General features: G+C 51.2%; 17 protein-coding genes and 2 pseudogenes. 12 read left to right on the forward strand and 7 right to left on the reverse strand.

Translation table 11 applies throughout. The features are described 5' to 3' along the window. Positions 1-238 precede the first annotated feature (238 nt). Genes C3Y92_RS08560 through C3Y92_RS08570 form a run of 3 tightly spaced genes read right to left on the reverse strand, consistent with a single transcriptional unit; the run spans position 239 to position 2985 of the window. On the reverse strand, positions 239-916 hold the full coding sequence (locus C3Y92_RS08560; RefSeq protein ID WP_129351652.1) for a hypothetical protein: 678 nt from the start codon (positions 914-916) through the stop codon (positions 239-241). Further along, complete coding sequence (locus tag C3Y92_RS08565) at positions 903-2021, reverse strand: hypothetical protein (protein WP_129351654.1); 1119 nt, start codon at positions 2019-2021, stop codon at positions 903-905. Before C3Y92_RS08565 ends, C3Y92_RS08560 begins: the two co-directional genes overlap by 14 nt. Further along, entirely contained in the window at positions 2014-2985 is a 972-nt protein-coding gene (locus tag C3Y92_RS08570) for a hypothetical protein (protein ID WP_129351656.1), read from the reverse strand. Before C3Y92_RS08570 ends, C3Y92_RS08565 begins: the two co-directional genes overlap by 8 nt. Before the next feature lie 706 nt (positions 2986-3691). Here C3Y92_RS08570 and C3Y92_RS21815 point away from each other — a divergent pair. The 9 genes and pseudogenes from C3Y92_RS21815 to C3Y92_RS08610 all read left to right on the forward strand — a co-directional run. After that, positions 3692-3946: pseudogene (locus tag C3Y92_RS21815) on the forward strand (DUF6538 domain-containing protein); the annotation flags it as partial. A 48-nt stretch (positions 3947-3994) separates the two neighbouring features. Beyond that, a complete protein-coding gene (locus tag C3Y92_RS08575) occupies positions 3995-5572 on the forward strand; it encodes a site-specific integrase (RefSeq protein ID WP_165352090.1) in 1578 nt (525 codons plus the stop codon). 150 nt (positions 5573-5722) lie between these two features. Then, positions 5723-6430 carry an ERF family protein gene (locus C3Y92_RS08580; RefSeq protein ID WP_129351660.1) on the forward strand — a complete coding sequence of 236 codons (708 nt, stop codon included), beginning with the start codon at positions 5723-5725 and terminating at the stop codon, positions 6428-6430. Between the two features lie 142 nt (positions 6431-6572). Next, complete coding sequence (locus C3Y92_RS08585; RefSeq protein WP_129351662.1) at positions 6573-7856, forward strand: hypothetical protein; 1284 nt, start codon at positions 6573-6575, stop codon at positions 7854-7856. An 11-nt stretch (positions 7857-7867) separates the two neighbouring features. Next, complete coding sequence (locus tag C3Y92_RS08590; protein ID WP_129351664.1) at positions 7868-8845, forward strand: AAA family ATPase; 978 nt, start codon at positions 7868-7870, stop codon at positions 8843-8845. A 26-nt stretch (positions 8846-8871) separates the two neighbouring features. Further along, positions 8872-9918: a DUF3150 domain-containing protein gene (locus C3Y92_RS08595; protein WP_129351666.1), complete on the forward strand. Its 1047-nt coding sequence runs from the start codon at positions 8872-8874 to the stop codon at positions 9916-9918. A 5-nt stretch (positions 9919-9923) separates the two neighbouring features. Continuing rightward, complete coding sequence (locus C3Y92_RS08600; RefSeq protein ID WP_235669697.1) at positions 9924-11651, forward strand: cobaltochelatase CobT-related protein; 1728 nt, start codon at positions 9924-9926, stop codon at positions 11649-11651. Positions 11652-12082: 431 nt separating this feature from the next. Beyond that, a complete protein-coding gene (locus C3Y92_RS08605; protein ID WP_129351670.1) occupies positions 12083-12643 on the forward strand; it encodes a hypothetical protein in 561 nt (186 codons plus the stop codon). Between the two features lie 43 nt (positions 12644-12686). Next, positions 12687-14531 carry an AAA family ATPase gene (locus C3Y92_RS08610; protein ID WP_129351672.1) on the forward strand — a complete coding sequence of 615 codons (1845 nt, stop codon included), beginning with the start codon at positions 12687-12689 and terminating at the stop codon, positions 14529-14531. 432 nt (positions 14532-14963) lie between these two features. On the opposite strand, the pseudogene C3Y92_RS08620 reads toward C3Y92_RS08610, so the two are convergent. Continuing rightward, positions 14964-16281, reverse strand: a pseudogene (locus C3Y92_RS08620) (transposase); the annotation flags it as partial. Between the two features lie 397 nt (positions 16282-16678). Between C3Y92_RS08620 and C3Y92_RS08625 the strand changes: the two are divergent. The 3 genes from C3Y92_RS08625 (at position 16679) to C3Y92_RS08635 (ending at position 18900) form a co-directional block, all read left to right on the forward strand. Next, positions 16679-17005 carry a hypothetical protein gene (locus C3Y92_RS08625; protein WP_129351674.1) on the forward strand — a complete coding sequence of 109 codons (327 nt, stop codon included), beginning with the start codon at positions 16679-16681 and terminating at the stop codon, positions 17003-17005. A 580-nt stretch (positions 17006-17585) separates the two neighbouring features. Continuing rightward, positions 17586-18173, forward strand: coding sequence for a YagK/YfjJ domain-containing protein (locus tag C3Y92_RS21820; RefSeq protein WP_129351676.1), 588 nt, complete (start codon positions 17586-17588; stop codon positions 18171-18173). Between the two features lie 187 nt (positions 18174-18360). Next, complete coding sequence (locus C3Y92_RS08635; protein WP_129351678.1) at positions 18361-18900, forward strand: hypothetical protein; 540 nt, start codon at positions 18361-18363, stop codon at positions 18898-18900. Positions 18901-18911: 11 nt separating this feature from the next. Here C3Y92_RS08635 and C3Y92_RS08640 read toward each other — a convergent pair whose 3' ends face one another. Genes C3Y92_RS08640 through C3Y92_RS08650 form a run of 3 tightly spaced genes read right to left on the reverse strand, consistent with a single transcriptional unit; the run spans position 18912 to position 24203 of the window. Further along, positions 18912-21932, reverse strand: a complete 3021-nt coding sequence (locus tag C3Y92_RS08640) for a DEAD/DEAH box helicase (RefSeq protein ID WP_165352092.1) — start codon at positions 21930-21932, stop codon at positions 18912-18914. 16 nt (positions 21933-21948) lie between these two features. Further along, the gene (locus C3Y92_RS08645) at positions 21949-23367 is read right to left on the reverse strand and encodes an EH signature domain-containing protein (protein ID WP_129351682.1); all 1419 of its coding nucleotides are present in this window, start codon (positions 23365-23367) and stop codon (positions 21949-21951) included. Then, the gene (locus C3Y92_RS08650; RefSeq protein ID WP_129351684.1) at positions 23364-24203 is read right to left on the reverse strand and encodes an OmpA/MotB family protein; all 840 of its coding nucleotides are present in this window, start codon (positions 24201-24203) and stop codon (positions 23364-23366) included. The genes C3Y92_RS08645 and C3Y92_RS08650 overlap by 4 nt, the downstream gene beginning before the upstream one ends. Positions 24204-24223 lie beyond the last annotated feature (20 nt).

The raw sequence follows: 24223 nt of genomic DNA on the forward strand, positions 1-24223 counted from the left end.
GCGACTTGAGCGTAAGGTAGATCGTCGCCATGGACCGAATGAGGTGCCAGGTATTCCATCTCGGGAGTGTTGACGTGCTCGTGACCTCAGCGGGAGGTGAAGCTTGATGTCAAGGGGTTCTTGCTAGGGAGAGAAGAAAAAGAAAGCTAGAAAGCATAATTGAGCGTGGAAATTAGTCAATGCAACATATTATGAGATGTAAATGGAAGGGATCTAGGTAAACATTAGGGCAGGAAGACTATTCAATGGAAAACAAAAGGTCAGCATTGGAAACAAATAAGTCAATAAAAGTATTATAGTCGCAGCAAGAAATTGTGACAAGGCCTGTTTCGCTGATGTCTCCTTTGGTTTCCTGGTTGCGCCAAAGGCCAGTGAATGAAAACTTATTAGGTATATTTGGAACTTTAAAACCCATATCTTTAGTATAGTTCAGTACATTGTCTTTGCTTGCGAGTGACATTGAACATTTTAAATTATCATTTATTGAAAAAAATTTGTATGTAGACTTTGTAACTTTAAAGTCGTGAATAGACGCTTGTAAAAAATCAATAAGGTTTGGCATGTTGAGCTTGTTTTCACTGATAAAAAACCTAAAACTTGTTAGTTTCGAAAGAAAAGAAAAAAAGTTAGGGGCTCTTCTGGAAGGGCTTATAAGACAAGTTATCTTGTTGAAGAAAAGAAACTCAGTTCTAAAGAATGTCTCTCTCGTTACATCGTAGTCACCCTGGATAGGATTGTAGAGTGTTTCAGAAAAAACAACTTTTTCATAGAAAATCCCTTGAATTTTGTTTTTTGATACGTCTGATATGGTTATTCCCTTTGAGCTTTCATCAGTGTATTTGGCGTCCATTATTGTAGCTATAAATTCATTCCAACTCATTGCAAAAGAACATGGTATGAATTTAAGTTTCTTCATGAGACGCTTCCTTTTTTGACTTCCGAGCAGACTCCTCTAGTTTCGATTTGTACTTTAGTTTCTCAGGTTCTGAAAGAGGCTTTCGAGTGGTTGAATAAATAGATTCGCTCTTCTTGAAACTATAAGCCCCTTTTACGGTGTACTGAAATCCTTTGCATTCTTGATGATTGGCAAATCCAGCTTCAAACTCAACTAGCAAATTTGGTTCAATGGTTTTGTCAAGCGATTTCCAAACAATATTAGAAATGAAAAAACCTTTGCTTACGAAGTCTTTGTATTCTGTTTGAGATAAAATGGCGCGGCCCTTGATCGCCACTTCTTTAATAAATCCCGTCAACTCTTTTGTGGCAATAGCATCTGGCTCGAGAGCTTCATCCTGTGTATCGTTAATGTCGTCTTCAGCCGACATTGATGTATTGCTCTTCGAAATTTTTACCCCTGAAACATCATCTAAATCCAAACCTGGAATTTTGCTAATTAGAGAGAAAAAAAATTGGTTGCGTCTTCCGCCGTCTGGTATGTGTGAAAGTTCAATTTCATCAACTTGGAGCTTGTCACTGGTGAATTGTTCTATTTCTTTGATGATCTTATCTATTAAGATTTGGCATTTTTGGTTTGCAGCAAACCTTACATCAGTCGCATGTGGTTTGTTGAGCGAAAATTCTATGCGATCGCGCATTATTGTTTCTTGAAGCATTGTAGCTTTGCCAAAGTCTATGTCTGGATATTCATATTCAAGAAATAGTATAGGCTGATTTGGGTTGCTCTTGATAGTTAGTTTTTCTCCGGAATTGGCTAATTGCGTTGAAAGATTGTCAATAGCTTCTTGAAATTGATTGTACTCCATTTTCTTTTTTATTTGCATTGTTGAAAGTTTTTCTCTCCGCGTATCCTGTTCGATAATTTCATATAAGCTCACAATGTCATCGTAATCATAAGGTAACTGCGATATATATTCTGCTAATTTTTCTTTGTCATCATCTTTTGATACTAAAATATATTTGTTTTTTGCCATATTTATAAGTCCATGTATGCCAATTCTCCTTCCTTTGGCCATTAAGGTGTCAAAAATATCAATGGAAGTAATGTGGAATTTTCTACTCATCGCGCATCCCTATCTCTTCGCTAAAAAATTGTGGAATAACTTTGTTGATGTGTTCATATGAGATTACGGGTTTGATTTTGTTCGCGAAGTTTTCATCGACTTTTTCTCCGTATATCCTCAATGCTTTTTCATAGTTTGTCCTGGTACTATCTTTTGAGAATGGAGCAAACACTCGAATTTTACTAAAGCTCTGCAAGCAGTTATTTTTTCTTAGGTAGTCAAATAAATGTTGAAAATTCTCAAACTCATTCTGCTTGTCTTCTAGGTAAACGTCTAAGCTAATGATGGTATTTGATCCATACTTTTCTGAATATCTCAATATATGAAACGATCCTCCTATTTGCTCAATTGTTAAAGGTAACCGTGATTGGTCATGAAAAATTTTTCTCACGGGCTGTTCAGGGTAAAAGAATCCGTATTCTTCATCAGGTAATTGTTTTTTTCCTCTTAGTAGTTGGATGTTTGACGCTAAATTGCTTAAATATAATATTTTTTTTGGTCCTATGACTGAAATTTTATTTCCTTTATCAATAGAAATCTTGTCGGTAGCTTTTTTAAATAATTCCATGAAATCTTTGTCGTATTCGCTGTCATGGTTATAGATAAACAACATGCCCTTTATGTTTATATTTTTTTCTGTAAATATGTATTTTTCTTGCCATGCTGTGTTTCTTCTTGCGCAACTCAATGCAATATTTAAATCTTCGATCGCTTTCTTTATCTTCGCTTCTTTGATTGTCTCTTTTGAGTAGCTTTTTAAATCACATAATACATGTGTGATTTTGTCTTCATACGGCTCGACATATCGAAAAACTACGTCAGCTGGATGTGTTTTGCAGGCATGGGATTCATCAATGCAAGGTGTATTTTCATTGGTTGGACCTGAAACTTCCCAGTTTAAGTACGTAAATATTTCTTTGCTGACAATTTCAGCCATCTTCGAAATATTTATTGTTTCTGCCATGTTCTCCTCACGGTCTAGGTGGATTCATGTTGAGTTTTCATAGTTAAAACGCTGAAATTTATATATAAATTCACGCGCAGTGGTGCATGCCTAATCCAGTTTGTCCAAACTCCTATATTCAATTTCTAAACAGAAAGGAAGGCCCGCAACAACCCATTTCTCTAGACGACGTGGGCTAATTTGGGAAACTATCCGAAAAAATTTACTAATTCTTGATCTGCAAGACGATTTTTCTTCTTTCATGTACGACGCCTTAACTCGTCGTCCTAGCTGAATCCATAGCTGCGAACAGAGAGGGTACACGAAGACCAATGTTAACGCGGTAGCGCTCTTCTAGTTGATGATATATCGACAGTTCATGGGGTAGTACTTGGATCATGGCGATTGTATCTTGATCCCACAGGTGGGAATATCGAGTGTGACAATTGAGATGGTTGAAGTTGTAGTTCGTAATTTTAGGGGCATTTTTGGGGGCATCTGTTGATTTTGTATATTTTTTATTGCTTAAATACAATGTTATAGTTTGAATATTCGAGTCCCCCCTTCGCACCATCTTGAAGGGGTTGCAGCTAAACGGCTGCAACCCCTTCTTTTTTTGTTTCAGGGTTGTGGCCAGGCTTCAAAAAACCCTGTGTTTTTCCCTTGTTTGCCAAAAGGGGTCAAAGCGCAGGGTCAAACATGCCGTACGCCGGCGTGGGCCGCAGCCATGTCACAAGCCAGCGCAGCACTCCAGGGCCGAAGGGAAGCACTCTCACCCCCACGGTCCTCGTCACGAATCCTCCCTGGCGATTCTCAGTCGGTGGTGCACTCCATCCGGCGGTCCTCGCCGACCTACCTTTACCTGAAAGGCAATCTTTACTATTTTCGGTATGCTTTCCCAAAAGCATGCCGTGATCTATTGGGTCACGCTGAAATCCGCATCAGTTTGAAGACTGGATATGTCCGGGAGGCTCGGCATAGAGCGTCTGGGTTATATGCTCTGCTGCTAAAGCTTATTGGGGGTGGGCTGTTGGATTATCAAGAAATTCGATCACAGTTGGTTCAGTGGTTAGCCTGCTTGCTGGAAGAGCCAGATAAACAACCAATTTCTCAAAAAGAGATTCGGGAAAGGCTCAATGGGTATCTCCGTGCTCTTCTAGAGAAGGATGACATGAATGTTCATCCGCGCAAGGGGGTGAGTGGTCCTGACATTGAGTTGACGGCCGCGCAACTTTTAGCAAGTAATGCCAGCCTCCTGAGTCGTCTTGTTGAGAATCCTGATTCGTTAGTCAAGTCTGTGACAGAGTGTATCCCGGTGTTGATATCGGAAGGAGTTTTTAAGCCTGAGGAGATTTCAAATGAGAATGTTTTGCAAATAGTAAAAGCACATTTGAAAGCGCAAGTGCTTAATAATAAGATCAAAGCGGCGAGAGCAAGTGGTGATTACCTCATGGAGCAAGCTGTTTTTGCTGCTCCTTATAAACCGTATCCTCCTGTTGCTGAAGAAGCAGTTGTCCAAGGAGGCCAGTCTGATTCTGTTGGTGGGGAATTGCTGTCTGAATTTATTGAGAAGTATATCAAGACAAAAATTTCTGATGGAGCTTGGAAAGATCACGGTGTTGCGGATCATAGGGGGAGGCTCTTTAACTTGGTAGAAATCTTGGGGGATAAAGTTGTCTCTGATGTTTCTCGTGATGATATGCGCCATTTTCGTGATGTATTACGTAGATTGCCGCCCAATAGGACGAAGTTGAAAAAGTACAAAGGGAAAACAATCAACGATATTTTAGAAATGAATCCCGCTGATGTCTTAAGTGTCAAGACAGTTAATGTGATCGTCGAGACGGCATCAAGCATGTTTGATTGGGGTGTGCGGGAAGGGCATTTGTCCCAGAATCCAGCGAAAGGGCTTTCTATTAAGGATGATAGGCAAGAGATTGGCCTGCGTGATGCTTTTTCCCCTGAAGATATTCGGAAGATTTTCGCAAGCGATCATTATGTGAAAGGAGATTTTAAACATCCTTCTTTCTTCTGGGCTCCGCTGATAGCAGTCTATACAGGTATGCGCCTCGAAGAGGTGTGTCAGTTGAGCCTCGACGACATATATGAGTCCGAACAGGGAAACATATGGGTCATAGATGTCAACGCCAATCTGTATCGTGATGGGATAGGACGGAAGTTGCTAAAAAATAAAAACGCTGCACGCATCATTCCTATCCATCAGGACTTAATTCAAGTTGGGCTTCTTGATCATCGCGATTGCCTCAAGAAACAAGGGGTTGAAAGGCTTTTCCCAGAATTAAATAAGACAGCATTGTCGCCCAAGTTTGGAAAGCAACCTGGAAAGGTATTTGGTAAATTGGTCAGAGCATTAGACCTTGGGGGGAATAAGACGTTTCATTCGTTACGGCATTCCTTTAGTGATTTCTTTAAGGTGAAAGGACTACATAACGATACTTTTCGACAGATCTTTGGGCATGAAATACCGGAACTGGCTGGACGGCAGTATGGTTCAAAGTTTGATGCTAGGACGTGTTATGAGGAAATTGTGTCAAAACTTGATTATGGCATTGACATTTCTCTGGTCAACGCCAAGCCGTATCTGTGATTGATTCCTGTCGTATCTTTTTTTGTTTTTCATTGATTGGTGTTGTTCAAATTTGTTCAGGTATATATTATTGGTCTGAAGTAAGAGTTTGTATCCGATCTGACGCCAGTTGAGGCGACCAAGGAGAACTTCTAGACCAGTGGGTACAGTATGGAGAACTATCAATCGACAGAAATTTCAGAATTGGCCAAGGCCCTCATCAACGTGCAACGAACAATTCAGCCTGCGGTGAAGGATGCTACCAATCCCTTTGTCCAAAATCGGTACGCGACGCTCAATAGCGTCATGGATTCCTGCCGCGAAGCCTTACTCGGCAACAGCATTTGGATGACGCAGTTCCCGGTTCCGGCCGAACCTGGGTACCTGGGACTGGTCACGAAGTTGACCCATGCCGAATCCGGCCAATGGCAATCCTCACTGGCGGTGGTGCCGTTACCCAAAGCTGACCCTCAGGGCATGGGAAGCGCCATGACCTATGCCCGGCGATATGCGTTGAGCGCCATGCTGGGTATCGTCACGGACGACGATGATGGCGAAGACGCAAAAATGCCCACGAAAACGACCAGTCCTTCGAGAAGGCCGCAGAATGCCCCTCTGGCGCACAAAGGCACACCTTCCGACGAACGCCCTGGCCAAGTCGATAAAAACGCCTCAGACTCGAAGCATGGCGTTCAGAATTTTTTAGCGCTCTTGCCTCGAATCGACGGCATCACCTACCAAACGGTTCCTGCCGACGGCGGACAAACCTGCATTATCGCCACGGGCAACACGGCGGCGAAAAAAGCGCTGCTCTCGGAAGCGGGCTTCCGCTGGAACCCGCAGCGCAAGGTGTGGTGGCGGTACGCCCATGCTTCCTGACGCCCATCACGCCAATCCCCCAAATCTTCCCACCCATTCCCAACATCCCCATCTTCTCAATCCTCTCGACCAACCACCAACGCCATCAAGGCCATGAAAGGGCTGTCCGCAAGGGCAGCCCTTTTCATTTGGGAGTGCCGTCATGACCGGGAAATTAATGAAATCAACCTCTATACACGACCAAGCTTCGGTTCTGCTGGCGCTGCTGGCCAGCGGCCTCAAACGCCATGGAGAACTGTCCTCCGACAAGCGCCTAGGCGACCGGAGCCGATACGTGGGGCTCAGCGACGTGGGCAGGGCCATGGACTGCTTGCGGGCCACGGTTGCGGACAAGCTGCTGCGGCCTGCTCAGCCCTCTTTGCCTGCTTCGCCCTGCATCGATGCGTTTTCGGACAACACGCTGACCATGCTGCGCCGCCACCTTACCCTCCAGCGCGGGCACTGCTTCGAAGAGCTGGTGGGGCACGCCTTGGACGCCCAGGCGCTGCTCGTGCTGCGCCAACTGGAAATCGAGCTTCTCCATCAGGACACGCCCATTCGGGCGCACCTGGATTTCGTGCTTGTCAGTGCCACGCCGGTCCCAACGGTGCGCATCCTGGAGTGCAAAAGCGCTCGACGTTTGCCGGACGCGCTCTACACCTCTCATGAAACCCAGGTCTACGGACAGGTCGGGCTGCTTCACGCCGCTTGGAACACCAAGGCTTTCACGCTGCGGGACGCCACGGGTCAAGTTCTCGCTTCCCGGGTGACCTTTCCGGAACTCTGCCAAACCTGCCTGGGCGTCTCCCTGCCACGCTCCCCGGATGCCGTCGACTTACAAGCCTGGGTGCTGTGCCTGTCCATGACCGACGGCAAAGCCTTTGGACCCTACATGCCGCACCCAGCCATGCTGCGCCTGTGCCTGAAAACCGCGTCCGACCTGTGGGAACGGCTCCAGGCCTGCCGGAAAGGGCAAATCGGCCTCGACGCGTTGCCCACCGCCAGCGGCTGCCATGCGCTGTGCGGATACTGCAGCTGGAATGCGGATTGTCCCAAATTCCAAGGAGAAAACCAGCCGGATTGGGAGGACGACTTGCAGACCCTGGTCGCCTTGAGAACCCAAAAGCAAACCCTTGAGATGACGATCCAGGAAAAGGAAGCGGCCATTCGAACGGCCTGCCGGCTTGCCCAACCCCAGGACGCCTGGATCCAGGCCGGCGGCTACCGATGCCGGATCACGAGGCAAAGCGGTCGACGCAGTCTCGACAAGGACAGGCTGCGCCAAGAGCTCGTCGCGCTGACCGGCTCGGCGACCATGACCGAAGCGCTCCTTTCCCGATGCGAAACGCGCGGGCAACCAAGCGCACGACTCCAGGTGCAGGCAATCCACGCCAGACCTGAGGCCGCCGGACTGCCGGCGGCCTCTTCTTTTGCCAACGCTTCATGATGGAGGATGACATGGACAAGACTCTGTTTGACCTGAGTGGCTTGCAGGCCACGGAACTGGACGCCGGCCAGGTGTTTAGCGGCACGCCGTCGGGAAAAGCCGTCCAGGGCTTTGACGCGCCGTGCCGTTACACGCCCACGCCGTCGCCGGACTACCTCTTCCACGAATCCAGCCGGGACATCATCGTCTGGTTCTTGGAACGCAGCGATCCGCTGTACGTGTTTGGCCCGACCGGCTCCGGCAAGACCTCGCTGGTCAAGGAGCTGGCCGCCAGACTCCACTATCCGGTGTTCGAGGTGACGGCCCACGGTCGGCTGGAATTTGCCGATCTGGTCGGCCACCTGGCCGTGCGTGACGGCTCCATGGACTATGCCTACGGCCCCCTGACCCTGGCCATGCGGCACGGCGGCCTGTTTTTGCTCAACGAAATCGATCTGGTCAGCCCGGACGTGGCGGCCGGCTGCAACGGTGTTCTGGACGGACAGCCCCTTTGTTTGGCCGAAAACGGCGGCGAACTTGTTTCCCCGCATCCCCTGTTTCGGTTCGTGGCCACGGCCAACACCAATGGCGCCTTTGACGAGACCGGGCTCTACCAAGGCACGCTTCAACAGAACCTGGCCTTCATGGACCGGTTTTGGCTGTGCGAAGTGGGCTATCCGGAGGAACAAGCTGAAATGGCGCTGCTTGCCGGCCGGACGGCCATGCTGCCGGAGGATGTCCGTGCCCGCATGGTGCACTTCGCCAATGAAGTCCGCCGGCTTTTCGTCGGCGAAGCGGCCGGCGAGATCACCAAGACCATCGAAGTGACGTTTTCTACCCGCACCTTGCTACGCTGGGCTGATCTGACCGTGCGGTTCCAGCCGTTGGCTCACCAAGGCATCCAGCCGGTGACCTACGCCCTGGACCGCGCCTTGGGCTACCGGGCCAGCCGGGAAACCCGAGCCTTGCTGCATGAACTGGCCCAGCGAATCTTTCCCGTTGCCGGGTAACTTCAGACACCAAATTGGAGATAGCGATGGATACCCCGATTCTCTCCGACATCCGCGTTCTGGACAACCTCTTGGCCGTCAACCTCAACATCACGCTTTGGTCGGCTCGCAAAAAGCTGACCCTTGAAGACTTCGGTCCGGTGGATCTGCCGCCGGAAGATCTGGCGACCCTTGGCAGCAAGCGCATCGCGCCGCCGGAGAGCCTGCGCATCTTCGCCACCCTCAAGGCCCGGGCCTTTGCCTTTCTGGATCGGCACGGCATCCGCTTCCTGGGCGGTTGGGCCATCCCGGAAGCCAAGGCAACCGAAATCGTTCGTGAACTGTGCGCCATCCGCGACGAATTCACGGCCCAAAAGGAAGCGTTCCTCACGGAGTATGACACCCTGGTGCAGGACTGGATCGCCAAGCATGCGGATTGGGCCAACCTGATCGCCAATTCCACGGTGGGAAGCGAATATGTCCGCGCCCGCCTGGGATTTGCCTGGCAGCTCTACAAGGTGGCTCCACTTATGGAGCATCCCGAGGCCGAGACCATGGTCGAATCCGGCTTGTATGAGGAAGTGGAGGGGTTGGCCGGCACGCTTTTCACCGAGATCGCCAAGTTTGCCGATGAGACTTGGCGCAAGGTGTATGCCGGCAGGACCGAAGTGACCCACAAGGCGCTGTCGCCGCTGCGCACGATGTACCACAAGCTCATGGGCCTGACCTTTGTCGAGCCCCATGTGGCTCCGGTGACGGAGATCCTGCACATGGCGCTTTCGCGTCTGCCTAAGAAGGGTACCATCGCCGGGACCGACCTCCTCATGCTCCAAGGTCTGGTCTGCCTTCTGCGTGATCCTGACGCCCTGATTGAGCATAGCCAGAAGGTCATCGAGGGCTACGGCCCGGCCACGGTGCTCGATTCGATCCTGCGTGCGCCCCTGGTCCCCGTGCTTGCGGAGAACAGCCCGGTTGAGATCACCGGATTCCTGGACGCGCCGGAAGGTGATGAGGAGCAGGCGGATATGGAGGATCCCGCGCCGCGTCCATGCCCTGGGCCGCACGTGCAGATTCCCAGCATGGGGCTGTGGTGAGCGCCATGGTGCCCATCCGCCATGTCATGCGGTCGTTGCCGCTCTTAGCTGCTGTGCTCGGTGACGCGTATGGCGTCGAAGTCGTCATCGGCGGCGATTCGGCCCACACCGACGGGAAAACCATCCATCTGCCGTCCCTGCCTCTGGAAGGGGACGCGACGGCCCTGGCCTTGGCCCGGGGGCTCCTGGATCATGAGGCCGCCCACATTCGGGAGACGGATTTTGCAGCGTTGCGCCATTGGTCGCCCACGCCGTTGGCGCACCATATCTGGAATTCGCTGGAGGATTGGCGGGTGGAAAAACGGCTGGCCGAGCTCTTTCCAGGCTGCCGCCAGAATTTCCAGTGGCTCATCGAGCATTATTTCGCAGGCACGGAGACAGCAGTCAGGGCCGGGGACACAAACCCGGCCCTGTCCATTTTAAACGCCATCCTGCTCACGGTACGCGCCTGGGACGTCCCTGGCGTTCAGGCCAATCGGGATGCGCACATCAAGGAGGTGAACCGATCCTTTCCAGGTCTTTGGCCGCGCATCCAGGCCGTTTTGGATAAGGCTGGGGCTCAGTGTCGCAGCACTCAGGATGCTATCCGGTTGGCAGAGGCAATAGTGGCCCTGATCGAGGAAGAAAAGAGCCGTGGGCAGCCTCAGGACGGTGGCCAGGAGCATGGCAAGGCGGCAGCCGGGGAGCTCCAATCGGAACCACAAGAAGAAGAGCCGGCAGCGGCACAAGAGGATCGCGGCCAAACGGCCGGGGCCGTTCAACCGAAACCGGACGCCGTCTCCGGCGCAGCCGCAAGCGACCCCATAAGCGATCTTCCTGAAAAAGGCTGCTTCCCGACAATGGCGAATGATTGGCTGGGGGAGTTGGTGGAAGCGGCTGCGCCAACGGATTGGCCGCAGCATTTGGGGGAAAGGTTGGCGCAAGCCCTGGGCGAGCATCCCGTCGAGTCTGCGGACCAGGGCCTGGCCGTGGCGCGTCTTGGCAGCAAACCCTCCAAGACGCTGGAGGCGGCGGCGCGAGAAGCCTGTCTCCAGGCTTCAGTTGCCCTGCGTGCGCGCTTGTACCGGTTGCTCCAAGCCAGCCGTTTGGTGCGCAGCCAGCCCGGCCGTCACGGCAAGCTGGACCCTAAGCGACTTTACGGTCTGGCCGTGGGCGATGCCAGGGTCTTTCGCACGCTTGGCCAGAAACCGGCCATGAGCACGGCGGTGCACATTCTCGTTGATAGTAGCGGCTCGATGTCGGGAGCGCCTATCAAGCTGGCGTCCCAGGCTTGCTACGCCGTGGCGACAGCCCTGGAGCGGATCAAAGGAGTAAACGTGGCGGTCTCGGTCTTTCCGGCGGGGAGCGCCCATGACGGCGTCACCGTGGCACCGCTGATCGAGCATGGGGCAAAGGTGCATGCCGAGCTCGACATCCCGGCGGAAGGCTACACGCCCTTGGCCCAGGCCTTGTGGTGGGTGCTGCAGCGGATGGTGTTGCTCAAGGAGGACCGAAAGCTGGTCCTCATCGTGACGGACGGCGAGCTGGATTCAGCTCCGGCCGCCCGCAAGGTGCTGCGGACAGCCGAGACGCTGGGTTTTGAGGTCTACGGGATCGGCATCCAGTCGGAAAGCGTCCGGAGCCTGCTGCCGCGCTCCAGCGTGAGCGTGAAATCGATGTCGGAATTGCCGGAAGCGCTGTTTTCGGTGTTGCAGCAGGCCTTGGCCCAAAGGCCGGCAGGAGGACGGCCATGAACGGAGGGAATGGAGGGCAAAAGCTGTGTGAGCCAGGTTGGCGTCGTGAGGTGACAGTGCCCAACTGGTTTATTGGGTTGGGACGGGAGTCGTATTTACAACAATATGAAAAAGGGGGTATGCGATGAATGGATTTCCATGGGTGCCGGTGATTGTGGCTGTGCTGGAATTTATCAAGGAGAAGATGGAGGAGTGAGCCGTGTCGTAAGAAACGAACTCGGAATTGCTGGTCATTTTTTGTAGTGACAGTAGGTCTTGTCTCGCGTATTTTATTTCAATAGAAAATCGTGAGCTCATTTTTGGGGCAGAAAGCCTTTGATGCTGTAGGCAGCGTTTTTTGTGGTCTATAGGTGAGAAAAAAAGACACTGGCGTTTGACCATGCGTTAGACGCCAGTGGAAAAATGTGTAATCTGTTGAAAAGGCCTAGTTGATGAAAAAGATATTTTCTCCCGAATTTTATGATTACATTGGGAAAAGTAATATTTTTTTAGACGAAGTTTTGAGCGACGAGCAACGCCGTTGTGTAGCGAGGTCAAATCTAGAGACTTTACTTAGCTATAGCTGTCGACAGATGAATGTCAGCATGGTAAGCGAAATTAATTTCGTTAGAAGTGTATGTCAAGAATATTTCAAAGTGGTGAATAATAGTTTGAATTTTGGATATTATGCTGCAGGTCAATTCCCGCTGATTGGAGATCCGAGGAAGGAGTATTTTCAGTGGAGAGTTAGTTCAGGACCCAAGAGTTTTCCTTCGCTTTATGCGGACGGGAAAGTGGGCAAAGGGTTTGTCGATCTGTATGCAACGATTTACGGCAAATCTATGGCGGATGCATTTCGCGCTCTTTCAGAAGAACATGGATTGACTGAAAACGACTTGTTTAATTTTTTTAATTTTAAGAACTTGGTGTTCGAGTCAGACGCAAGCAAGATCGAGACAGTTCTGTTGCCAAAAAGTATTATTTGTGAAAGTGATCTCTATTTTTTTGAATGAAATATATACTAATCGCTGTACGACAAAGGGAATATTCGGCGGCATGGCAGTGTACGCAACAAATGATTCGCTTAAAAATGAAATGATATTGCCGTGTTATATTAGTGGCTTGTCGAATGAGTATAAGGCACCTTGCAATGTTTGTGGGAATGATACTGTCAAACAGTTTTCTTTGGATAGCTACCTCTCAAGGAGTTGCTTGACTATAGGAGTGAAGAATATACCTTTTCTTGCTGATTCTGACAGGCTTTTAGATGTTCCGTCCGAAAAAGTTGTCATTTTGTGCGAGTCAGCTATGGTTAGTATAAAGCTGAGTAAGCATATAAAAGACAATTTTTCAAATGTATTTGATAAATTTTTGGTAACTACATGGTGGGGTGGAAACAAAATGATAGAAAATATTGATTTTAGCTACCTAGAAAGTAAAAATGTAGTGTTTATTCCTGCGTTGAATATGAATAGCTATGTCAATGCAGAAAGATGTTATAATAAATGCAAAGATAACCGCGTTAAAAGCTTTTTGATTGTACCGGAACCTCTTGTAGGAAGCTTGGTTCCAAGGTGTGGTGAACTTGAAAAACTGAAGTCATGTGAGAATTATCTCGCAAAAACATGTACTTGTGTATCAGAGTTGAATGAATTTTTGTTCGAAGATTTTATTAGCAAAGCCATGTCTTTTGAAGAATTTGTGGCTGTTCTAAAGCATCACGAATTTGTCGATGGCAAGAAAAGTGAAGCTGCAGATTCGGTTTGTTTGCCAGAGCCAATTCAGTTCCTTAAGTTCGGCAAAGCTCATTCGAACCAGCTTTGTTTTGATGATATAATTAATAATAATAAAATTTGCCTTGTATTGGGTCCGAATGATTCAGGTAAATCTATTTTCGTGCTTTCAATGGTGTATGCTATTAGCCATGGTGTCTCGATGTTTGGCGTTGATGTAGTTAAACCTAGAAATGTATTGTTGATTGATGGTGAAACCTCCGAAGGAAGCCTTGCTGAGAGATATAATAGGATTAATTCTGCCTACGGTGCTAGTTCTGACAATAGTCATCCGACTAATTTAATTGTTGATGGATTCCCCAAGGGCAAGTTGTATGATTTTTCTAAAGAAGGTCCGAAAAATACGGTCGAGTCTTATCTTAAGTCAGGGAAGATAGATGTTCTTGCTTTCGACAACCTAAACACTCTTCTTCCTGGCAATGTGCAAAATCCGAAGAAGACCAGCGATTTTTTTGTGTGGATAAGGAAATTAGAAGCAGAGTACAATGTTTCAATAATATTAGTCCATCATACAAAGAAAGAAGATTCTGAAGCTAAGAGCGCTTCTGGAACAAAAGAGCTTGAAGAAAAAAGTCAAACTATTATTACAGTCACACACCGAGACGAGCTTGAAACAAAAAATAAAGACAAAATTGACAGTCAGTTGCGCCAGTGTCTGGATACGCCTGGGGCCCTGTTTAAGGTGTATGTAAAAAAATGTAAACATGTCCATTGTTTCGACAGGTTGACTTTGGGCTGCTTATTAGAGCTAAACAAAGAACAGCCGCAGGTTGGGCCAAGATGGAAAACTTTTAATATAGACAACGATGGGAATTGGAAACTTGACTGTGACCAGCACTTGGATGATCTTGACGATGATCTTGTGATCTGTGAAGGATTGACTGGGCGTGAAAAATTAGTCATAAAAGCATTCTCAAAGCGGAACCAATGTTTTTCTAGAGAAGACATCGATAAGTTGCTTGGCTGCTCTAAAGAGACATCTAGAAAAGTCCTGAATTCGCTTATTTCCAAGGGGTTGCTCGAAAAAGAAAGCACAAGCCCTAGCGATAAAGGTACTTGCTACTTTTTTAAAAATAATCAACACCATGCCGGCACTACCCAGGAGTAATTGAAGTCGAGTAGTCTGCCCGAACTTTGATGGGATCATCTCGCTTTGTCTGCTGTTGGGGCAGTGGGACTGCAGCGCCATTTGCAGCGATATTTCCGCCAAGATTCCTCCAAATTTCCGCCAAAAAGAGCTCCAAATTGGTGCTTTTGGGCGCTTGTTCTGAAACTATAATAAATTATTTCAGTAAGTTATGACTAGCTGTCGATTTCGATGCTGAAGTGGCTGGACCCGCCTGACAGTGGATGGGCGGGAGGTCGTCACCGAATATCTTGCGGGACATTCGAGCACGCGCTCGAATCGAGGCCAGACTCGACCGGCTCAAGGCTGGCAACCTAGTGTCACGTCCTCGAAATTGATCGATATTTAAGTAACCTGCGGTTTTTCGATGTAAGTCCACTTTAACCGGCCGATGCAAAAAGCTGTTTCCGGCAATTCTCCCCCGCAGATGACGGCGATGAGCATGGTCCCGCAGCATCGTCCTTCGACCACCATGACGACGGACAAATAGGCCATTGAGGGATGCTGTTCGGGCCAAATAAGCGCAAGCTGCCAGGCACTGGCCCAGCCCCTGGGGGTGCCATGGCCGGTCTTGACCCGCATCAGCAGGCCGAGATTGAAACCGGCCCCGGAGTCAGACCAGGTGCATACCGCCAGCCCGGTCCAGCGTATGCACGAAGCTTCTTTCGACCAGTTCCGTTCGCTGTTTTCCCATGGCCTTCCCGGCCATCGACGATATCCGAGTGTGGTTGTTGTACATGGCGCGCCGCGTCTCATGATCGCCACGCCAGGATTTCAGGCCGTTGCGCTTGGGTTCGGCGATTCTCGTCCGCCATGGCCCGCCGTCCAGGTCTTTGAGGACATCCCGGGAGAAATAGCCCTTGTCCGCGACCAGTTCCGCAGGATCGTCCGGGCATGGCGGTGTGGAAGTGACCCGTCGCAAACTATCTTGAGCGGCTTTCAGCGTCTTTTGCAGAGTCGAAGTGTCCCCCTTGTCCGCTTCATGCACCTCGACCGCCACGACCGCGCCGGTGTCCAGGTCCACCGCGTGCTCCGGCTTGTACGCCAGATGCGTTCGGCCATCCTTCATCTTGGCGATCTTCGCCTCGGGATCGACCTGCGACTGCCAGTCCTTGTACGAAAGAGTCTTGCCGACGCGCTTGCGGTCCATGCGAGCCAGATCCTCATCCGTCGGAGAGTCGATGCCGCTCTCCTTAGCCATGCGCAGGAGCGTCTTGCGGTAGCTCTCACCCGTGTCCCGGCGCACGATGGTTTTGAGCGCCGCGTTGGCCTCCATGGTCGAAGCGTCCACGCCAATGTGGCCTCCAAGGACCAAGCCATCCTTGCTGAGCACCTTGAGAACCCAGGTGAAAACCTCTTGGTGGGTCGCCAGCGGCAGACGGGACCGTGTCCGGCTGAGCGAGGAATGATCCGGCACAGACTCCTTGGGCGAAAGCTGGAGAAAATCCCGGAGGGAAAGCGAATCGGCGCAGCGCCACTCAATGCCGCGCTCGCTGTCGATGCCCTCGAAATACCCCACGAGGTGCATCCGAAAATATCGGCCAGGCGGAATGGAGGGACGCCCCTTGTCGGAATAGAAGGGCTTGCACAGCTTCTCGGCGAAACCATCGAAGCCGGCTTTTCGGAGAATGTGCTGGAGACGATCGTAAAAAGCGTGCCCACTAGACCGAGGAATCTCATCCCAGGCCAGATACATCGTCCCCTGCTGATCACCCTGACGGCCAAGCCCCATGAGATCACCTCCGGAACCGCGATGGCTGGATTATCAGTCACTTGGCGGAGTTTTTCAACACGCTGCTATGGATCCACTGGGTGCTCAGCTAAGTGCTCGGGACCTGGGTCTTCGTCATGACGATGGCCTGGAGTTGGCACCAGTCCACCGAGGTGGTCTGGGACCAGAAGGTCGAGACCTGGCTTGGCTGCCACCGCCGCGCTTTCGAGTTCTACGGCGGCGTCCCGGCGCGGATCGTCTTCGATAATCCCAATGCGCCATCACCAAGGCTACTACCATGAGCCAGGGGTGCCAGGGGGCCTATCCGTTGCGGGACTTCCGGGACATCGCCGACGCCAACCGCCAGTAATTGTAGTGGATCGTGGGCACGGCCGGCAACCATGACACGGCACCACCCATGAAGGCCGCTGACGCGTTTTGCCGAGTCGTGACGCGATTTCCTCAGGTCGGTTCGGTGCCCGACGTGGCTCCAGAAGTCGTGACCTGGGCCGGGGTCAAGCTCCATGGCGGCGACCGCCCCTATGGCTGTCAACTGCCATGTCCAGTTCGAGAAGGCATTCTGTTCCGCTCCGTTTCAGCAGGAGCACCAGAGCATCTGTCGCTGCACACCGGAGAAAAGACCATGCATTTCAATGGCCAGACCCTGGTGGCCGTCCATTTGCGCCGGAAATTCGTGACCATCTATTTCTTAGCAGCCTTCATAGAGAAACTAAAATCGGCATAAGCGATATGGTCTTTGTAGTCGTGTTATTGTGATGTTAATTCAAAATTAATTCATGAGTACTATAATATGAAACCATAATCAAATTCACCCTAATTATCTTGGTTTGCAAAGCCACAATTATGAATATTTAAGTAGGTGGGATGTAATGCATATATAGATTGACATTATGCAATAGCATTATGCAAGAGAGCTATGTATAAGCAGTATGCATAGACAGTAAAAACAGACACTATAGATAGAGAATATGCACAGACGCTATTCATATACATTGCACACATATAGTTACACACGGGTACACCCATAACAATGCGATAGGTACACGCGTCAATGAACATAGCTACAGACATTAATGAACATATTTACGATCATATCGATACATTTACACTATATTTACTGAATTGACTCATACAAAGTCAATAGTGTTAAAATGAAACATATACTGTTGAGGTTGAAGCGATTAAGTTAACGATTGAATCGTTATTCTTAAACTATATTTATGAAATAGAAAACAAGCAAGCAACCAACCAGCCAGCAAACAAAGAATTCTACACAAACCTTTAAAAGACAATGAGGGACAGTTATGTTCACGGGCAACCATGTCCTCGACGAGTTGAAGAGCGACTACCAGTATACAGACAATATACTTCAAAGATTGATAGAGCTGTTAGAGTTTTATACCAGTATCCATGGTAAAGCATTGGTAGTCAGATTTGACTTGAAATATCCAGAGAGCTACAGGTATGTGTACTCCAATGATGACATCATGAAATTCTCAGCATATATTGTTCAGTTTTACAAACACCAAGGGTACGATCCGTTTTACATGTGGGTAAGAGAACAAGAGACTGGTCTTCATCCTCACTACCATTTCTTGATCTTGCTCAATGGAAACAATGTTCGATCCTATCACTATGTGTTTGAGACTGCCAAGTCCATTTGGGGCAATATATTGGGGGTGTCTCCTCTGGGACTAGTTGATCACTGTACCAAGGGAAAAAATGGTACTCATCATGAAAATGGTATCTTGCTTGTCAGAGCTAGTGGCAACTACTATCAAAGATGTTCTGATGTTTTGAGACAGGTCTCGTATATGGCTAAGATTGAGGGTAAGGGAGACTACCTAGATGGAGTGAGGGATTTTGGTATGTCACGGTTGTACCGTCGTTGATGGTCTAGGGTCTATAGCGAAATGAGATAGCTTCGTGTTTAGATGATGTTCCAAGGCATCTGTTGGCGACCGCAGTCACAATCTCGCCATTTGCCAATGAAGGAGAGCTCTCATGGACACCAACAAGAATCTCCCAAGATCAAGCCGTCAGGCGTGATTAAGATCAGAGGAAAAGATGTGACCACCTATGAAGGCCAAATTAGACTATGCTCATCAGTTTGGTATAAAAAGCTTAAAAGTAGTCATAACGCAGTATCCCACTGAACAAAATGGTCAAATATTTATTTGTCAAGCTGAGTTATTCACGGCGGATGATCGAGTCTTTTCAGACAGGGGTGATGCCTCGCCACTCAATGTCCCAAGAGGATGTGCTGACAGTTTCCATCGGATAGCTTCTACGAGAGCAAAGTCTAGAGTGCTCTCAGATGCTTTCAATATCAAGGGTGCAGTCATCGATGATGCGGATATGTCTCCAGAGGGTGAGGGAGGGGAGTACATCACAGATGCTGAATTTAGTCCTATAGAGCCCATGCAAAGACCAGCTTTACCGAGTAGTTTTGATGGTGGTGGAGCTAAACCAGCTTCTGATAAACAATTGCACTTGATCAGTTCATTGGCATCCCAAGGGCAAGTGTCATCTGAAGATATGGCTGCCAGCATGTTTGGCAAGACGTTAGATCAGTTGCAGGGTAGTGAAGCCAATCAATTGATCAAGCAATTGAAATAGATTTTGTAATGCTAGTGTGTTTCAACGTGTATAGGGATAACGCCTTTCGTGAGGTGTTCAGCTTCATGTCCATCCTCGGGAGGTAATAAAATATCTTTGCTTGTCTTCCGTTTGTGTTCAAGGAGTTCATGTAGTCTGAGGTCGAAGCTAAAATCTCTCAGGTGTGGCTGGCTGTGAATGGCCATGGGGTAATAGACATGCACGTCTTTGTCTTGTCCGATACGGTAAATGCGGTCTGTGCATTGATCTTCGATGGCCGGGTTCCACCATCGTGAGAGGTGGATAACATGATTGGCCGCCGTTAACGTCAATCCTACCCCTCCGGCCCGGGGAGACAAGATCATCACGTCGAACACGCCCCGATTCTCCTGAAAGGCCTGGACGTACTGTTGTCGCACAGCACCGGGTACCTTGCCGTTAATGACAAAAGGTAGGCAGCCCAGGCGGTAGCGTTCTTTGAGTTTGACGGCCAGGACTGCTTGCAGTTCAAGTGACTCCAGAAAAATCAGCGCCTTTTCCCGTTGGCTGTAAATCGTATCCAGCAGATCCATGGTCCGAGTCAGACGGGCCGACCAGCCGATGTATGCATCCCCGGCTTGGATCCAGGCATCCGGAGCTTCTGGGTGAAGGCTGACCAAGCGTAGTGCAAGTAGGAGTTGCAGCCCGGACCCGGCTCCACCCTGGCCATGTTTCCGCAGAGCGTTCTCATAGGCCTGGGCTTGACGTGGGGGCATAGTCGAGTGTTCCACATGTTCTGTTTTTGTGGGGAGGCCCTGGAGTGTGTCATTTTTCATGCGACGCAGCATGGGGCGAAACACCGTTTGCCCAGCCCCCTCAAGCTTTGCCTTGAGCTGGCGTAGCGTCTCCATGTCTGCCTCGGCGTACGAAGCCATGAACTCCTTAAGAACCACCAGGAATCCTGGCAGCAGGACATCCATGATCGACCAGAGGTCAGCCAGGGAATTTTCTATGGGCGTACCTGTCAGGCCCAGGCTGAAATCCGCGCGTAGCGTCTTGACCGCCCTGGTGATTTGGGACGCTGGATTCTTGGCTTTTTGCATTTCGTCAAAGACCACCGCGCTCCAGGGAATGACCGCAAAACTGTGATGGTAGTCGCGGAGGGTCTCGTAAGTGGTTAACACCCAGTCGGCCTCTTGCAGGCGCGGGACATCAAGGCGAGCGGAGCCGCTGTCAACATCGCGTCCCTCAAGCAGTCGCAGGCGGCGGATTTGCGGGCCATGCGCCTCAATGCAGTTGCCAAGACCCCGCTCGTCGAGATGGATGCTCACCTCTTGCTGCCAGTTGCCGATGAGACTTGTGGGAGCCACGATTAGAATTGGCTTGCGACTGCACCCAAGATCCAGGCGACGCTCTTGAAGCCAGGCCAGAAAGGCCAGGGAGGCCAGGGTCTTGCCCAGGCCCATGTCGTCAGCCAATAGCGCTCCACTTGTTCCGCTCGACCACATCCCGATCAACCAGTCCAGGGCTTCCTGTTGATGGGGCTTAAGTGGCGTGTGTAGGGCGTGGGGTAGGCGGTAGTGTGGTTCCACGGGTACACGCGTGCGGAAGGAGCAGTACTGATTCTCCTCCACATTCTCGGCTACTTCGATAAAAATTGGGCCTGCCCCCGCCTTTGTCTCGACTGCCGGCTCAAGTGGCGCGGCAGGGACTTCCGGTTCAGTAACCGGGTTGAGCAGATTGGCGATGCTGTTTAGGGCGTCCAGTGTCGGCTGCGCAGCGGGAATGGCCACGTCCTGTATGTCCACACTCGGCTGGCCTCGTTCCATGGCGGCCTTCATCTCCCTGATGGCGGCGGCGACAGCTTCGGGACTGCCAAAGGTCACGCTCTTGTCTTCAACCTGTAATCCATAGGACTCAGGACGCCAGGTATTCGGTGATCGTTTAACCCAGGGCAGGATGGTGGGAATCCACAGGCCAAGGCCCACCACGCGCTGTGAGTATTCTTGGGTGACCACGAACATGGCCTCCACCACTGTTTCACCGAAACGTTCGCCCAGACGTTCCTGGAAATACCGTTGTGGGTTCCGGGCAAAGTCACGCCGCATCTCGGGCGAGGCTTGTTGTACGTCCTTGACCAGCGCCAGGGCCTCGCGGACCACCGGCTCAATGAAAACGTAGCGGTTGTCGCCTAGCACGTAGGATGAACGAACTTGGGGATAGGTAGTCATGAAATCTTTGGCAAAGTGGTCATGGAGGGCTGGCGGCAGGAGCGCCTCGCTCTCCAGGGGAAGGGTGGTCGCTATTTCCTGAATAGCTTCCTCGTCCTGCAGGGAATCCCACAAATCCTTGGCTCCATGACGTCTGCTGCCAAAGAGCACGGGTTCAACATCGAACGCCGCCCTGGACGTCTTGAGCCGCAGGGACAGGGCCGCAGCATGGTAGACTCTCAGGCTGTCCAGATAGCCGTCGCGCTCCACCTTATCCTTGGCCTGCTGCGGTAGGGAGGCGGTCAGGCGGGCCAGTTGACGGCGGCGTTCGTCCTGGTCCCCCGGGGGCACTTCATTGCAGGCGTCGATGGCTGAGGCTAGGTCATATAGTGTCTTTGGCAGGCGCTGCCAAACGCCCTTGTGCTGGATCATAGAGCCGACACGGAGCGCCCCGATGGCCCGTTGTCCCTGGGGGTTGAGCCAAGCTGCGTCCAGATTGAAGTCATCCTGGCTTATGATGCCGCGACTTTGGATGGACAAGCACAGTGGGGTGCACGGCGGCAGGCCGAGCAGGTGGGCTTGGGCCTGCCCCAGGCTGGCAACATGTTGATGGGTAAACTGGATGCCTGTCCCCTCGAGCGTGGCCGCCGGGGCTTGGCGTCCTTCCTCATCGCCGGGCAACGTGGCTGGATCGATCTCGTCCAGGGCGCGCCAAAGCATGGACACGGGAGAGGACAGCGATCCCAGTTCAGTGCTCTTCCATTCGTGCGGTGAAAGGATCGTACGCCGCCCAAGCAGGCTGGTCTTGAGCACCTGAAACAAGACGCCTGCAGCATTGGGGGTATGGATCAGTGCGAGTGACATAGCTGGTGAAAGCCCTTTAGGAATAGTCGTTAGGAGAAATGGAGCGGCCGGTTTGCTCACGGATATGGTTGGCGACGCTTTCTCGCCATGAACCATGAGCATAGTGCGTATACGGGCCAGGTTTTTCTGAAGCGGACTCAAGATCATCTTTGCGATAAAATCGTTTGTATAAGGCTGGGGCAGCGCTATTTCGTTCATGCCAAATATGGCAGCGTCCGTTGTGGCTCCAATCCACCACAATCAGGGAGTCAATTTTCATGATTAACGCAATGTGGTTGGCAATGTTGGTTGATTGTGTAAGCTCGGCATAGCTTAGTGCCTTTCCCGGAGAAGCATCCGTGCGTGCGATGATCCTCTTGACCTCGCGCACGCCGTTCAATCCAAGCACTACCCAGGCTTGGTCAATGTAGCCCTTTCTATGGAAGGCTCGCCAGAATTTTCCACGCATCAGCCACATTCGACGGGCATTCTCATCCTGGTCGGCTACCTTGTCCACAATGCCCAGAAACAACTCCAAAGACTGCTCCGTCAGCCAGCCATGCATCACTGCTAGGGCCTCGGCTTGAACGGGATGCCATAGAGCCGCGTCCAGACGGGGGTCGCGCAACTGACGCAGGAGAAATGTCTCCACCAGATCGCGGACAGGTTCCGGAGCTGTAATCGTCCGAAAAGGCAGGAGTAAGGCATCAGTAATTGCCTGGACTACGGAGGATATCCCCTGGAGAAACAGGCCGCCTTGATCGGTGGTGGACAAGTCGACGATGCGTTGGGCAATTGCCAGGGATCGCAACCTGCCGCCGTTTTCCGAGGCTCGCGTCAGGGCCACCTGGAAGGCCCTAACACCAAGTTCAGAAGCAGCTAGGCCCGGCGGCAGGCCGGCTTGGTCGAAGACGGCAGCAACACCCCCGGTTGCAACACTATCCAGACGCAGCAGGCAGTCTGCTAAGCGGTCCACAACGATGGTCGGATCGAATAGGCGAAAGCGTGCTGCGGGTTCAGTCCACCGTCGGCCCAGAGCGTCGGCGCGGGGGACCAAAAAAGAGGCCAGCAGGGTTGCGGCCTGGGGGAACGTCGTGAAGACATTGATATAAACTCTGGCCAACCCCCGCAACAGTCGACTTCGGACCCGTTGGGCCAGGGCCTCCAGATAGGCCCGCAACAACGAGAGATCTGCCAATAGAGCACTCTTCTCCAGACAAAGCGTGGAGTAGCGCCAATCAAGCACGTCCAAACCGGAAAAGTCTCGGCTGCGGGCGGCCTGAGTCAGGCGAGCCTGTAGGGCCTGGAGATCAATGAGCGACCGGGTGGGCTGGTCCCTTCCCTCCCCGACGTCCTTGGCAGCCTTCACCGTTCTTGAAGGATCAAAAGTCAGTGGGCGAATTCGTTGTCCTGATTGCTGCCAGGTCCGCAGCAGCTCATTGAGTCCAGGGGTCATTCAAGCAGCCTCTTGGCGGCGTTGACCTCTTTCTCGCTGGGCGGGGTCATGATGAAGCGGATGTCTATTCGGCGGTTGCGCCGTTTGTTTTCCGGGCTAGTGTTGGGCGCTACCGGCCGCTTGAGTCCGTAGCCTGCCACGGACATAAGCGGATAGCCTGCTCCCCCGATCCCATCCTGGCTGGCCCGGATCTGACGGCTGCGAAGGGCTCCCAGCGCGGGCTGTTCGTGGGTCATGACTTGGTAAGTATGCAAGGCCCTCTCCATGGATAACCGCCAGTTCATGTCCTCAGCCCCGTCGGAGTCCGTGTGTCCCTCAATCAGCAGAGCCTCCAGTCCGAAGGCCGTTGGTGGGCAATCGGCTGGCGGTGCGTCGTTCGGGAGGGTGGCGTAGCAGGGCAGGACCTGGGCCAAGGCCCGGGCCAACTTGGTCACCGCTTCCTTGCCCTCTGGAAGTAGTTCTGCCTTGCTCACCGGAAATAGGATAGACTCAGGCAAGCGCAGAATGCCATTGTCGCGGTCAATGAGCACCGTCACGCCCTGGTCTTTGAGAGACTGGTACACCTGTTCCACGACAGCCTGGCGTGCCTGCTGAGCTCCCTGGATCAGATCCAGCTGAGCACGCAGTCGATTTTTTTCATCTTCTGCGGCCTTGCGTTGTGCTTCTAATAGCACGTTCTGCTCGCGCAGATCAACGGAATCATCGCTAAACTTCATAGCAAAAAACATGAGCATGATGATGAACAGGAATAGCATGCCGACCATCATGTCAGTCATGGACACGAAAAAATTTTGCTCGTGATCGTCGTCACCGCTTTGATATTCGTTGATGGCCATGCTATCTCCAATTCATCGTG

It is taken from the genome of Solidesulfovibrio carbinolicus (assembly GCF_004135975.1).
GTDB classification, from domain to species: Bacteria; Desulfobacterota; Desulfovibrionia; order Desulfovibrionales; family Desulfovibrionaceae; genus Solidesulfovibrio; species Solidesulfovibrio carbinolicus.